Origin of the sequence: Mesorhizobium onobrychidis (assembly GCF_024707545.1) — a bacterium.
In the GTDB taxonomy this organism is placed as follows: Bacteria; Pseudomonadota; Alphaproteobacteria; order Rhizobiales; family Rhizobiaceae; genus Mesorhizobium; species Mesorhizobium onobrychidis.
Genome location: NZ_CP062229.1, coordinates 3,761,419 through 3,774,524, shown reverse-complemented (window position 1 = coordinate 3,774,524; position 13,106 = coordinate 3,761,419). Strand labels below are relative to the sequence as shown.

Sequence of the window (13,106 nt, the reverse complement as noted above, 5' to 3'; positions counted from 1 at the left end):
GTTATGCCGCTCAGGAACATCAACGACCTGGAGAAGCTGAAGAAGATCAACGCAGCCCTTGTCAGCCGCGTCGAGCGCTCGATGGACCAGCAGGCCAACGCGTTCTCGCTGTTCCAGACCGCGATTTCGCTCGAGAATCGAGTGCGTACGCGCACTGAGGAACTGCACTCGACACTGCGTAGATTGGAACAATCCAACATCGATCTCAGCGCGGCCAAGGAAAACGCCGAGCTGGCGAACCTGTCCAAGACGAGATTCCTGGCCGCCGCCAGCCACGACGTGCTGCAGCCGCTGAACGCCGCGCATCTCTCCGTCTCGGCGCTGGCCGAAGTGCAGACCAGCGACGAAGGCAAAAAACTGGTCCGGCAGGTCGAACGGTCGCTGGAGACGATGGAGGATCTGCTCCGCACCCTGCTCGACATTTCCAAGCTCGACGCCGGCGTCGTGCAGCCCGATATCGGCGACGTCAGCCTGGAGATGCTGTTTTCGTCGCTGCGCTCGGATTTCCTGCCGGTCGCCGAAATGAAGGGCCTGACGCTAAAATTCCGGCCGGTCAACGCCGTCGTGCGTTCGGACCGCACCTTGCTGCGCCGCATCCTGCAAAACATACTTTCCAACGCGCTGCGCTACACCCGCTCCGGCGGCGTGCTGGTCGGCACGAGGCATCGCGGCGACACGATCCGTATCGATGTCGCCGATACCGGCTGCGGTATCCCCGACGACCAGCGCGAGGCGGTGTTCGAGGAATTCCACCGCGGCACGATCCCGACCGATGCCGGGCTTGCCGGCGGCGGGCTGGGATTGGGCCTGGCCATCGTGCGCCGCATCGCCGCCGCGCTCGGCCATCCCGTGACGTTCTCGTCGAAGGTCGGACACGGCACGATTTTCCATATCGACGTTCCGGTCGGGATCGGCGCCAGCGTCGATGCCATTGCCAGCACCGCCGACATGGAGCGGCCGCGCGGCTACGGTCTGTTCGGCACAAAGGTGCTGCTGGTCGAGAACGACGTCGAGGTGCTGCAGGCGATGACATCGCTGCTCGAGCGCTGGCAATGCCTGGTGCGCCCCGCCACCTCGACCGATGCTGCGCTCGACATGCTTGGCGATACGGACTGGGTGCCGGACATCGTCATAGCCGACCAGCATCTCGACGGCGGCGACCTCGGCACCACGACGATCGCCGAGGTCCGCGATTATCTCAGCCGCGCCGTGCCGGCTCTGATCGTCACCGCCGACGGTTCGGAGACCGTTGCCAAAGTCGCCCGCGCGGCCGGCATCGAGTTGATGCGCAAGCCGCTGAAACCGGCGCAACTGCGCGCCCTGCTGGCGCATCTCCTGGCTTGATCCACCAAGGACACGGGCAGAAGACCGCGAGCGCTAAGAAAATGGTGCACTGTCACCGTAATTCCGCAGCCGGCGCGCCTAAAACCCCGCCTGGCCGCGAAACAGCTCGGCACTGTCGAGCTTCGAAACCTCGATGACGGCTTGCGTCCGGCTGTAGACGTTGAGCTTGCGCAGGATCTCGGAGACATGCGCCTTGACAGTGGTTTCGCCGACCTGCAGCTCGTAGGCGATCTGCTTGTTGAGCAAGCCCTGGCGCAGCATCTGCAGCACCCGTAGTTGCTGCGGCGTCAGTTTGGCAAGGCGCTGCACCATCTCGGCGCGGTCGGTGCTGTCGGCGTCCGGCGGCTGCCCTTCATAGGTTTCGGGCACGTAGATCGCACCTTCCATCACCGAGCGGATGGCGGCGGCCAGATCGCTCTTGCGCGCCGATTTCGGGATGAAGCCGGCCGCACCATAGGACAGCGCCTCAGAAATGATCTTCGGCTCCTCATGCCCCGAAACGATGACCACCGGCAGGCGCGGATAGCGGGTCCGAAGTTGCAGCAGCCCGTCGAAGCCATGCACATCAGGCATGCTGAGGTCGAGCAGCGCGAGATCGAATGGCTTCGCATCTGCCAGAAGCTCAAACGCCTCGGTGATCGAACGCGCCTCGACAGTATCGACGTCCGGATAGGCCATTTGCACAGCGCTGTGCAGCGCCTCGCGAAACAGCGGGTGATCGTCGATGATCAGAAACCGGGCGCTATCGTTGACTGCGGTCATTGGCGTTCGTTTCAGTTCAGGGCAGGATAGAATAGCCCAGCAACCATGGCCAGATTATTGGCAAATAGTACATCCATGCCTTGCCCGGTCGTCCAAATCGGCCGAATGTGCCGCAATGAGCGACCTCGTCCTTCATAACTACTACCGCTCCTCCACCTCCCACCGGGTGCGGATCGCGCTGGAGATGAAGGGCATGACCTACCAATACGTGCCGCATCATCTGCGCCACGGCGAGCATCTGGAGCCCGCCTATCTCTCGGTCAATCCGCAAGGACTGGTGCCGGCACTGATCCTGGGCGACGGCACGCTACTGACCCAATCGCTGGCGATCATCGAATTTCTCGACGAGACCAGGCCCGAACCGCCACTTTTACCGCAGGACGCGCGTGGCCGGGCTCGAGTCAGGATGCTGGCGCAGATGATCGCCTGCGACATTCATCCGGTGAACAATCTGCGCGTGCTGACCTCGCTGCGCACGCTGTTCGGCGCCGGCGACGAGGATGTCGCCAACTGGTTCCGGCACTGGGTGAACGAAGGGTTCCAGCCGCTTGAAAAGATTCTGGCTTCCTCGGCCGAAACCGGGACATTCTGCCATGGCGACACACCGGGGCTGGCCGACATCTGCCTGGTCGCTCAGGTCACCAGCAATGCCCGTTTCGGCGTCGACATGACGCCTTACCCGACGATCAAACGCATCCACGCCGCCTGCATGGCGCTGCCGGCCTTCCAAAAGGCCGCACCCGAGAACCAGATCGATGTCGAATAGAGCGAGTTGGATTAAAGCATGAGGAATTGCCGATGAAAGCCGTTGTCTTCGAAAAGTTCGGTGAAACGCCAACGATCCAGACCGTTCCCGATCCGGAGCCGGCACTGGGCGGCGTTGTCATCAAGGTCGAGGCGACCGGTCTCTGCCGCAGCGATTGGCATGGCTGGATGGGCCATGACGACGGCATCCGCCTGCCGCATGTGCCTGGCCACGAGCTTGCCGGCGTCGTGGTGGCGGCCGGCAGGCAGGTGACCCGATGGAAGACCGGCGAGCGCGTCACGGTGCCATTCGCCGTCGGCTGCGGCCGTTGCTTCGAATGCAGCTCGGGCAACCATCAGGTCTGCGAACACCAGACCCAGCCCGGCTTCACCGCCTGGGGCTCGTTCGCCGAATTTGTCGCCATCGACCATGCCGACACCAATCTGGTCCGTTTGCCGGACGAGATGGAATTCGCCACCGCCGCCAGCCTCGGCTGCCGCTTCGTCACCTCGTTCCGCGCCATTGTCGACCAGGGCCGGGTGACGCCCGGCGAATGGGTGGCCGTGCATGGCTGCGGCGGCGTCGGCCTGTCGGCGATCATGATCGCCAGCGCCATGGGCGCCAATGTGATTGCCATCGACCTGACCGACGAGAAGCTGGACTTCGCCAGCAAGATCGGCGCGGTAGCGACGATCAACGCCGCCAAGACGCCGAATGTGGTCAAGGCGGTCAAGCAGATCACCAATGGCGGCGCGCATATGTCGATGGATGCCCTCGGCCACTCAACGACCTCGTTCAACTCGATCGCGAACCTGCGCCGGCGCGGCCGCCATGTGCAGGTCGGGCTGATGCTCGGCGATCACGCCAGGCCGCAGATCCCGATGGACAAGGTGATCGCCTTCGAGCTCGAAATCCGCGGCAGCCACGGCATGCAGGCCCACCGCTATCAGGCGATGATGGAGATGATCCGCACCGGCAAGCTGAAACCCGAACTGCTGGTCGGCAAGAAAATCAGCCTCGAAGAGGCGCCGGCCGCGCTGATGGCGATGGGCGGCTTCGAAGGCATCGGCATCGGCGTTGTGACCAGGTTCTAGCCAAGTCGGCTCTCCCTTCTCCCCCGTTGGGAGAAGGTGGCCGCGAAGCGGTCGGATGAGGGGTGTTCCAGCTTGGCACGAGGGCGTTCCGGACAGCACCCCTCAACCGTCTTGGCGCTGCGCGCCAATCCACCTTCTCCCACAAGGGGAGAAGGAAGAAGGGCCGGCGCCTATCTCGCATATTGCTTCGCACCGACCACGCAAAGCACGACGGCAGCAGTGACGGCGATCATGGCGGGGCTGACCGGCTCGTGCAGCAGCGTTGCCGCCAGCCCAAGGCCGAAGAAAGGCTGGAGAAGCTGCAGTTGCCCGACCGCAGCGATGCCGCCTTGTGCCAATCCGCGATACCAGAACACAAAACCGATCAGCATGCTGAACAGCGAGACATAGGCCAGGCCGATCCAGGCGGCCTTGCCGACGGGTTCGAGCGACGGTGGCATGGTGATGAGCGTCAGGGCCAGCATGACCGGCAGCGACAACACCAGCGCCCATGAGATCACCTGCCAGCCGCCGAGTTTGCGGGACAGCGTGGCGCCTTCCGCATAGCCCAGTCCGCACAGGATAATGGCGGCCAGCATCAGCATGTCGCCAAGCGGCGCGGCCGCCACACCTTGCGTCACTGCAAAACCGGCAACAAGGGCGCTGCCAAGGCATGAAAACAGCCAGAAAGCCGGTTTGGGGCGATCGCCGCCGCGAATGACGCCGAAGATTGCGGTCGCCAGCGGCAACAGGCCGACGAAGATGATGGAATGGGCCGAGGTGATGTGCTTGAGCGCCAGCGCGGTCAGCAGCGGAAAGCCGACCACGACGCCGAGCGCCACGATGGCCAGCGACAGCAGATCGCGCCGCTCCGGGCGCTTCTGGCGAAAAATGAGCAGGAGCGCGAGGCCGAGAATGCCTGCCGTGGCAGCACGGGCGACGGTTAGGAACGCCGGATCGAAATCCATGACCGCGACGCGCGTTGCCGGAAGCGATCCGCTGAAAATCAGCACGCCTACGAATCCGTTGATCCAGCCACCCGCCGTCTTGTCCATCGCACGCTCCTGATGTCTCGCCCTCTATCGGGCCGGACATATGGCACCACCAGAGACAATGAGGTACAGTTCGATAAAACTGTCATGGTAGATTGAGCAGTACGGATGGACGAGCAGGCGACGGCAAGTCAGGGCAACGGGACGCTTGTCGAAAGCGTCATGGCGACGATCAGGCACAGGATCGCCGCGCGCAGCCTGACACCGGGGACACGACTGCCTTCGATCCGGGCTTTTGCGAAAACCATGCAGGTTTCGAAATCCACCGTGGTCGAGGCCTATGAACGTCTTGCCGCAGAAGGCATCATCCGCTCGCGTCCAGGTTCGGGTTTCTATGCCGCCGGACCGCTGGCTCCCTTGTCACTGGCCGAGATCGGCCCCAGGCTTGATCGAGCTGTCGATCCGCTCTGGGTTTCGCGCCAATCGCTGGAAGCCGGCGACGGCGTGCTCAAACCCGGCTGCGGATGGCTGCCTGCCTCCTGGATGCCGGAGGCTGGGTTGCGCCGGGCCCTGCGGACAATGGCACGCGGCGATGATGTCACGCTGACGGATTACGGCACTCCGCTCGGGCTGCCGCCGCTGCGTCATCTGCTCGCACGGCGCATGGCAGAGCACGGCATCGAGGCATCTCCCGACCAGATCATGCTGACGGAATCGGGCACCCAGGCCATCGACCTCCTCTGCCGGTTCCTGCTCGAGCCAGGCGACACGGTGCTGGTCGACGACCCCTGCTATTTCAACTTTCATGCCCTGTTGCGCGCCCACCGGGCCAAGGTGGTCGGCGTTCCCTATACGCCGTCGGGACCGGATATCGAGCTGTTTGCGCAGGCGCTGATCGAGCACCGGCCGCGCCTCTACATCACCAATTCCGCACTTCACAATCCAACGGGGGCAATTCTGTCGCCGGTCGTCGCCCATCGATTGCTCAAGCTCGCCGACCAATCGGATCTGACGATCATCGAAGACGATATCTTTGCCGACTTCGAACACGCGCCCGCACCCAGGCTGGCGGCGTTCGACGGTCTTGGTCGCGTCGTCCATATCGGCAGCTTCTCCAAAACGCTTTCGGCGTCGGTGCGCTGCGGCTTCATCGCGGCTCCGCGCGACTGGATGGAAGGACTGACCGACCTCAAGATTGCCACGTCCTTCGGCAGCGGCAGGCTTGCCTCCGAACTGGTGCTGGCGCTGCTGAAGGACGGCAGCTATCGCAAGCACGTAGATTTGCTGCGCACGCGGCTTTCACGCGCCATGGCTGAGACAAGCACCCGCCTGAGGGCGATCGGCATCATGCCGTGGATCGACCAGCCGACCGGCATGTTCTTGTGGTGCAGCCTGCCGGAAGGCGTGGATGCAGCTGAAATAGCCCGCCGCGCCTTGTCGGCCAATGTCGTGCTGGCGCCCGGCAACGCGTTCAGCCTGTCCCAAACTGCCAGCCGTTTCCTGCGCTTCAACGTCGCGCAGTCGGCAGACGAGAGAATTTTCAGGACGCTCGAAGAGGCGATGTCGCGTTGATTTTCGCTGTCACGGAAATGCAGGCCTTGGCGCTTTGCCCGTCACGCCCCTGCCCGCCTGCGGCGCCGCTCATAGAGCATAACCAGCGTTTCGGCGGTCAGCGCCGGCTTCTTCTCACCTTCGATCTCGACGATATTGGCGGCCTTCATCAGATACTGGCCGGGGCCTTTGTCCTCCATGGACAAAAGCGTGATGCGCAGCCTGATGCGCGCGCCGGCCCTGACCGGCGCCAGGAACCGCACCTTGTCGAAGCCGTAGTTGAAGACGGCTTGCGTGTTTTCGGGCACGATGCCCATGTCGAGCGCCAGCGCACCGATGATCGACAGCGTCAGATAGCCATGCGCGATGGTGGCGCGGAACGGGCTCTGCCGCTTCGCCCGCTCTGGATCGACATGGATCCATTGGCGGTCGCCCGTGCATTCGGCGAACTGGTCGATGCGGCTCTGGTCGACCGTCGTCCAGTCCGACGCGCCAAGCTCCTGCCCTGTCATCGTCCTGAGCTGCTCGTAGGTCGGCGGCGTCCTCGGCCGTGTTTGCGTCATTCCTGCTTTCCCGATCGCTTGCCCTGCCTCCGGACCACGAACCGGCTGCCTCTGTCAATTCGCTCCGCACCTTCCGCTACGGCATCCCAGACCGGATCGCGTCGGTGCCGGTGTCCAGCGCCGGAAACAGGTTCATCCGGGCAAGAGGACACTTGTGCGCCTCGCCAGCGCCAAGGTTCAACAATACGGCTTTCAGGAGGCGGATAGACGGGAGAAAAGTCCGCCTGCTTTGGCTTGGGAACAGCTTACTTCTTATCGTAGCCGGTGCGGATTTCCGCCATCGCCTCCTTGATGCGCTCGCGCAGGATCTCGACCGATTCGGTGCCGGATTTCCTGGCCAGCTCGGCCACCTCGCCGGCATTCTTCAATGCGGTTTCGAAGGATTTCCTGGCGAACGCCGTTTGCTTGGCCATCAACTCCCGAGGATCGCCCGGAGCCCTGTAGCTCTGCGCCATGTCGGCGATCTCGTGCAGCGTGTCCTGCAGCATCTCGCGTTGTCTGGAGAGCAGCGACGACGCTCCGGCAGCACTTGCCCTGGCCGACTTTTCCAGTGCTTCGAGGTTCTTGCGATGATGGTTGAGGATCGCCTCGACATCGACGTTCGGCAGCTTCAGGTCGCGGCCGAACCTGCCGAACATGTCCATGAAGGTGTCGGATTCCGGTCGCTTTGCCATGGTGGCGTCTCCCCTGTTGCTGCGAATGCGGCACCTGAAGAGAACAATAGGGCACTGGAGCCTCACGGTCCATTCGGCCGCGCAACACATCGCGCCTCAGCCGACGAGGAACAGCCGTTCCACCGTATGGAGCACCACGCCGGCAAGGCCGCCGATGACCATGCCGTTGAACCGGATATATTGCAGGTCCCTGCCGATGTTCATCTCGATCAGCCTGGTGAGCTGGGCAAGGTCCCAGCGCTTGACCTGATCGGCGATGAATTTCGAGACGCCGCTCTTCTGGCTTTCGACGAAGGAAGACAGCGCCACGACGAAACCCTGGTTCATGTCGGCCCTGATCTGCGCGTCGCCGGCAAGATGGCGGCCGACCTCGACGAACATGTTGGCGAGATGGGCGCGGATCATCGAATTCGGCGCCTTGGCGTCCTGCTCGATGAACACACTGAGGCTTTCCCACATGTCGCCGGCCAGCGCCTTCAGCTCCGGCCGGGCGAGGAAATCGCGCTTCAGTTTCTCGGCGCGCTTGGCGTATTGCTTGGATGTCCTCAGCCGCTCGACGAAGGTCAGGACAAAACGGTCGAATTCGGCGCGCATCGGGTGATCGGGATCGGCCCTCACCTCGTCGAGCAGCGAACCGGCGGAGGCGACGATCTTCTTCAGCAGATAGGCATCGGCGCGAAACAGGTTGAACAGCGACGGCAGTTCCTCGCGGATCTTCTCGCGCATCGTCGCCAGCGCCTGCTCGTCGCTCAGGAACCGGCCGACGACCTTGGTGAATTCGTCGAACAGTCTTTGGTGGCGGCGGTCGTCGGTCAGGGCCGACAGCAACTCGGCGGCGAGCGGCGCCAGCGGCACCTTTTCGATCTGCTCCAGCATGCGGCTGGTGACGAAGCCGCGCAGGCCCGACTGCTCCACGGCCGCCAGTGTCTGCGGCACCAGCCGGCCGACGAAATGCGACAGATCGGCGGCGCGGTTGGGGTCGGCCAGCCAGTCCGCGACGAGCGCGGAAAAATCGACCTCGGCAAGCTTTTCGCGCACCGGCTCGGGCGCCAGGAAATTGACCTCGATGAAGCGGCCGAGATTGTCGGCGATGCGGTTCTGGTTCTCCGGGATGATGGCGGTGTGCGGGATCGGCAGGCCGAGCGGCCGTCTGAACAGCGCGACCACCGCATACCAGTCGGCCAGCCCACCGATGGTTGCCGCCTCGGCGAAAGCGGCGACGAACGCCAGCCACGCATAGTGGCCCTCGAACGACTTGGCCACCGCAAAGACGAGGACGCAGAGCGCGAGCGCTGCGGTGGCGACGAACTTGGTGCGCCGAAGCGCCGAAAGCTTGGCGTCCGCGTCGGCATCGAACCGGGCGGATGCCAAAGTCGGTGCTGATTGTGACATGGATGAACTGCTCCTGGTCGGTCTCGCGGACTTAATTTAGTAATCCGCCCACCCGAATGCGCGCCATATTAGGATTATGGTTTGCACGACCGCCCACACAAACCTGATAAGAATATTCAGCTATTATGCGCTACCAGTCTGGAATTATTCCAAGGTATAGGCCATATTGAGCTCAAGCTATTGCCTCGTGAGGACAAAATGCGGCTGACACGCCAGACCAACTACGCCATGCGCATCCTGATGTATTGCGCCGCTAATACCGACCGGCTGAGCCGAATCCCGGAGATCGCGGCCGCCTACTCGGTGTCGGAACTTTTTCTCTTCAAGATCCTGCAGCCTTTGGTCGAGCATGGTCTGGTCGAGACGGTGCGCGGCAGGAACGGCGGTGTCAGGCTCGGCCGCCCGGCCGAATCGATCACACTGTTCGACGTCGTGCGCGTGACCGAAGAGAGCTTCGCCATGGCCGAATGCTTCGAGAACGACGCCGCCGAATGTCCGCTGATCGACAGTTGCGCACTGAATTCGGCGCTGCGCGAGGCGCTCAATGCGTTCTTCGCCGTGCTCGAGCGCTATACGATCGCCGACATGGTGGCGGCGCGCCCGAACGTGCGGCACCTGCTCGGCATCGACATGCTGGTGCAAAGGGCGCCGGCCGCCTGATTCCGGTCGGGCCGAGTCGAACGGCGCGCTTGCGCTGCCAGCTCTCCCTTCTCCCCCTTGTGGGAGAAGGTGGCCGAGCGAAGCTCGGTCGGATGAGGGGTGTTCCAGCTTGGCACCAACAGCGATCCTTCCAGCACCCCTCAACCGTCTTGGCGCTACGCGCCAATCCACCTTCTCCCACAAGGGGAGAAGGAAAAAGGGCGGCGCCGACTTCGACAATTGACGCGTCAATGCCGGAAGCGCAGGGGCGTCATTTGCAGGCCGGGTGAATATCAACAGACCTAAGCCGCTGACTGCGGCAGGACGAACGGCATGTCTCCAGCCGGCAGCACGCCGACCCTTAGCCGGCAATCGAACACTTTTTCGATCAGATCGTCGCTCAGCACGTCCTGCGGCGAGCCGGTGGCAGCAAGCCTGCCGCGGTGCATGACGAAAATCCGGTCGGCATACATAGCCGTCAAATTGAGGTCGTGCAGGATGGCGACCACGCCGCCGCCCCTTCTGGCGAAATCGCGGGCGATGTCCATGATGATCAATTGGTGCTTGATGTCGAGGCTGGAAACCGGCTCGTCGAGGAAGAGATAGCGCGGTTTGCCGTCGAGGACCGGCGCCCAGACCTGGCAGAGCACACGGGCCAACTGCACGCGCTGCTGCTCGCCGCCCGAAAGCTCCTGGTAGAAACGGCCGGCAAAGCCGTCGAGATCGACCCGCGCCAGCGCCCGTTCGGGCAGGCGCTCGTCCTCGCCGGGCAGCGCGCCCGAGCGCCCGCCGAGCAGGCCGAGCCTGACGATCTCGCGCACCGTGAACGGAAAGGACAGCGTCATCGCCTGCGGCAGCACGGCGCGCGTCGTCGCGGCCTCGACCGGTTTCATCACCGACAGGTCACGGCCGTTGATGGTGACCGCGCCCGAATAGGCAAGATCGCCGGACAACGCCCTCAGGAAAGTCGTCTTGCCCGAACCATTGGGGCCGACGATGGCCGCGATTTCGCCGGGCCGGACGTCGAAATCGACATTGGCGACGATGCCCTTGCCGCCGATCGCCACCGAGACATCCCGCGCTTCGATCATGCAAACCCCTCTCACAGACCGTTTCGAAATTCGCTCTGGCGAGTCAAATGGTGGTGGTTTCGAGAACCGGCGCGCAGCGGACATTAGAGCGCTGCGCGTCCAATTGGACGCGCAAAGGACGCTCTAACACTTTGCATTTGCGCATGATCCTTTCCGGGAAACCGAAATCGGTTTCCGGGTCATGCGCTGGTCCGTGAGCACCGGAAGCGCAGAAAACGCCATCAGATGGCCGCCAGAGTAGAGTTTCCAAATGGTCTCTCACAGGTCGACGACGCCACGCTTACGCAGCAGGATCCAGAGGAAGAACGGAGCGCCGGCGATCGCGGTGACGATGCCGATCGGCAACTCGGCCGGCGCCACGATGGTGCGGGCGACGGCATCGGCCAGCAGCAGCAAGCAAGCGCCGAGCAGGGCCGAGGCCGGCAGCAAATAACGATTGTCCGGGCCGATAGCCAGACGCAGCAAATGCGGCACGACGATGCCGACAAAGCCGATGCCGCCGCTGACGGCGACGGATGCCCCGACCGCCGCCGAAACGCCGATAATGGCCGTGTATTTTAGCCGCTGTACCGGAATGCCGAGATGGCCGGCGGTGGCTTCGCCCAGCGCCAGAGCGTTGAGGCCGCGCGCCAGGAACGGCATCGCCGCCAGCGCCAGCACGATCACAGGCCCGACGGAACCGATCTTTTGCCAGGTCGCACCGGCGAGCGAGCCGAGTTGCCAGAAGGTCAGGTCGCGCAACTGCCGGTCGTCGGCCATGAAGATCAGGATGCCGGTCAGCGCCATGGCAAGGGCCGCCAGCGCAATGCCGGCAAGCAGCATGGTGGCGACCGAGGTTCGGCCGTGCCGGGTGGCGACCTGATACAGCACCAACGTCGTCGCCAGCCCGCCGCAGAACGCCGCCAACGGCAGAGCGAGCGTGCCCAGCATCGAAGTTACCGGCGCCAGCACCGTGGCGCCAAGCACGATGACGGCCACCGCGCCGAGGCTCGATCCAGCCGAAACGCCGATGAGACCGGGATCTGCCAGCGGGTTGCGGAACAGCCCTTGCATGACCGCGCCGGAGACGGCAAGTGCTGCGCCGATCAGCACGCCGAGAGTGGCGCGCGGCAGGCGGATGTCGTAGACGATCAGGCGGTCGCGCGCGCTCAGCGCCTCATTGCCGGGTGCTGCACCCAACAGCCAGTCGCCGACGACGCTGACGGCCGAGGCATCGGATGCGCCTGAGGTCAGCGACAACAGGACGGCAACGGCGAGCCCCAGGCACAAAAGCAGGATGACGATGCGCGCGCGCCCCGAACGGTCGCCGTCGGATGCTGTCGCCATAGTGCCCGCACCAGCGATCGATTGATCCACCATTGGGTGGCCGCTCAGTCCGCGACCTGCCCGCCATAAAGCGAGGCGGCAAGGTCGTGGATGACGTCGGCGGTGCGCGGCCCGAAGCCGAGCAGATAGCCGCCATCCATGCGGATCACCTTGCGCGCCGCACCCGCCGGTGTCGACAATATGGACGGGTTCGCGAACAGTTCCTCATCCGATGCGGCAGGACCGGCATTGTTCATCATCAGGATCACGTCGGGCCTGGCGGTGATAACAGCCTCGTCGGACAATTGCTTGTAGCCGGAGAAGCCGTCAACCGCGTTGACACCGCCCGAAAGCTTGATGATGCCGTCGGCGGCAGTCTCGCTGCCGGAAGCGAGGATCTTGCCGCCCTGTATCGACAGCACGAACAGGACGCGCTTGCGGTCCTTGATCGAAGCGGTCTGCTTTTCGGCGGCCTTCAGCTTGGCATCGATCTCGGCTGCCAGCGCATCGGCCTTGGCGTCGGCGCCAATCGCCTTGCCGACGATGTGGATCTTTTCGAGAATGCCTTCATGGTCGTAGCGCTCGGGCACCTCGATGAACGGGATGCTCGTCTTCTTCAGCACGTCGATGGCTTGCTTCGGCCCGCTGCCGTGCAGCGCCAGGATGCCCGACGGATTGACCGACAGGACGCCTTCCGGCGACAGCTGGCGCATGTAGCCGACGTCAGGCAGCTTGAGCGCCGCCTCGGGATAACGGCTGGTCGAATCGCGAGCGACCAGCCGATCCTGCTCGCCGAGCGCAAAGACGATCTCGGTGATCGAACCGCCGATGGCCGCTATCTTCGACGGGTCCGCAAAAACCTGCGTGCCTTCGGTGGCGCTGGCCGGCAGCAATGCGGCAAAGGCCAGGGAAAGGCCGATCGCGGCCCCAAGCGCCATTCTGAAAGCACGCGCCCGTTTAAGCAAAGGAGCCATT

The 13,106-nt window shown here is 63.7% G+C and carries 13 protein-coding genes; 5 read left to right on the top strand and 8 right to left on the bottom strand.

The features are described 5' to 3' along the window. Window positions 1-3: 3 nt before the first annotated feature. Window positions 4-1,344 (top strand): ATP-binding response regulator, encoded by a 1,341-nt coding sequence (locus IHQ72_RS18705; RefSeq protein ID WP_258116433.1) that lies wholly within the window; start codon window positions 4-6, stop codon window positions 1,342-1,344. A 78-nt stretch (window positions 1,345-1,422) separates the two neighbouring features. Here IHQ72_RS18705 and IHQ72_RS18700 read toward each other — a convergent pair whose 3' ends face one another. Then, entirely contained in the window at window positions 1,423-2,106 is a 684-nt protein-coding gene (locus tag IHQ72_RS18700; protein WP_029353323.1) for a response regulator, read from the bottom strand. A gap of 115 nt (window positions 2,107-2,221) precedes the next feature. Here IHQ72_RS18700 and maiA point away from each other — a divergent pair, with 115 nt between their 5' ends. Next, window positions 2,222-2,872 carry a maleylacetoacetate isomerase gene (gene maiA, locus IHQ72_RS18695; RefSeq protein ID WP_258116423.1) on the top strand — a complete coding sequence of 217 codons (651 nt, stop codon included), beginning with the start codon at window positions 2,222-2,224 and terminating at the stop codon, window positions 2,870-2,872. Between the two features lie 32 nt (window positions 2,873-2,904). Next, on the top strand, window positions 2,905-3,945 hold the full coding sequence (locus IHQ72_RS18690; RefSeq protein WP_258116422.1) for a zinc-dependent alcohol dehydrogenase family protein: 1,041 nt from the start codon (window positions 2,905-2,907) through the stop codon (window positions 3,943-3,945). Between the two features lie 170 nt (window positions 3,946-4,115). Here IHQ72_RS18690 and IHQ72_RS18685 read toward each other — a convergent pair whose 3' ends face one another. Then, on the bottom strand, window positions 4,116-4,979 hold the full coding sequence (locus tag IHQ72_RS18685; RefSeq protein WP_258116421.1) for a DMT family transporter: 864 nt from the start codon (window positions 4,977-4,979) through the stop codon (window positions 4,116-4,118). A 105-nt stretch (window positions 4,980-5,084) separates the two neighbouring features. Between IHQ72_RS18685 and IHQ72_RS18680 the strand changes: the two genes are divergently transcribed. Then, window positions 5,085-6,488: an aminotransferase-like domain-containing protein gene (locus tag IHQ72_RS18680; protein ID WP_258116420.1), complete on the top strand. Its 1,404-nt coding sequence runs from the start codon at window positions 5,085-5,087 to the stop codon at window positions 6,486-6,488. 41 nt (window positions 6,489-6,529) lie between these two features. Here the strand turns inward: IHQ72_RS18680 and IHQ72_RS18675 are convergent, their stop codons facing one another. The 3 genes from IHQ72_RS18675 to IHQ72_RS18665 form a co-directional block, all read right to left on the bottom strand. Continuing rightward, window positions 6,530-7,030, bottom strand: coding sequence for a MaoC family dehydratase (locus tag IHQ72_RS18675; protein ID WP_258116418.1), 501 nt, complete (start codon window positions 7,028-7,030; stop codon window positions 6,530-6,532). A gap of 245 nt (window positions 7,031-7,275) precedes the next feature. Further along, window positions 7,276-7,704: a phasin family protein gene (locus tag IHQ72_RS18670; protein ID WP_258116416.1), complete on the bottom strand. Its 429-nt coding sequence runs from the start codon at window positions 7,702-7,704 to the stop codon at window positions 7,276-7,278. A 96-nt stretch (window positions 7,705-7,800) separates the two neighbouring features. Continuing rightward, window positions 7,801-9,096 carry a DUF445 domain-containing protein gene (locus IHQ72_RS18665; protein WP_258116415.1) on the bottom strand — a complete coding sequence of 432 codons (1,296 nt, stop codon included), beginning with the start codon at window positions 9,094-9,096 and terminating at the stop codon, window positions 7,801-7,803. Window positions 9,097-9,294: 198 nt separating this feature from the next. Between IHQ72_RS18665 and rirA the strand changes: the two genes are divergently transcribed. Next, window positions 9,295-9,756 (top strand): iron-responsive transcriptional regulator RirA, encoded by a 462-nt coding sequence (rirA, locus tag IHQ72_RS18660; protein WP_258116414.1) that lies wholly within the window; start codon window positions 9,295-9,297, stop codon window positions 9,754-9,756. A gap of 281 nt (window positions 9,757-10,037) precedes the next feature. Here rirA and IHQ72_RS18655 read toward each other — a convergent pair whose 3' ends face one another. The 3 genes from IHQ72_RS18655 to IHQ72_RS18645 all read right to left on the bottom strand — a co-directional run bounded on the left by IHQ72_RS18655 (window position 10,038) and on the right by IHQ72_RS18645 (window position 13,105). Next, on the bottom strand, window positions 10,038-10,826 hold the full coding sequence (locus IHQ72_RS18655) for a heme ABC transporter ATP-binding protein (protein WP_258116413.1): 789 nt from the start codon (window positions 10,824-10,826) through the stop codon (window positions 10,038-10,040). A gap of 258 nt (window positions 10,827-11,084) precedes the next feature. Further along, window positions 11,085-12,185, bottom strand: coding sequence for a FecCD family ABC transporter permease (locus IHQ72_RS18650; protein ID WP_258116412.1), 1,101 nt, complete (start codon window positions 12,183-12,185; stop codon window positions 11,085-11,087). Window positions 12,186-12,196: 11 nt separating this feature from the next. Continuing rightward, the gene (locus IHQ72_RS18645; protein WP_258116411.1) at window positions 12,197-13,105 is read right to left on the bottom strand and encodes a heme/hemin ABC transporter substrate-binding protein; all 909 of its coding nucleotides are present in this window, start codon (window positions 13,103-13,105) and stop codon (window positions 12,197-12,199) included. Window position 13,106: the final 1 nt, after the last annotated feature.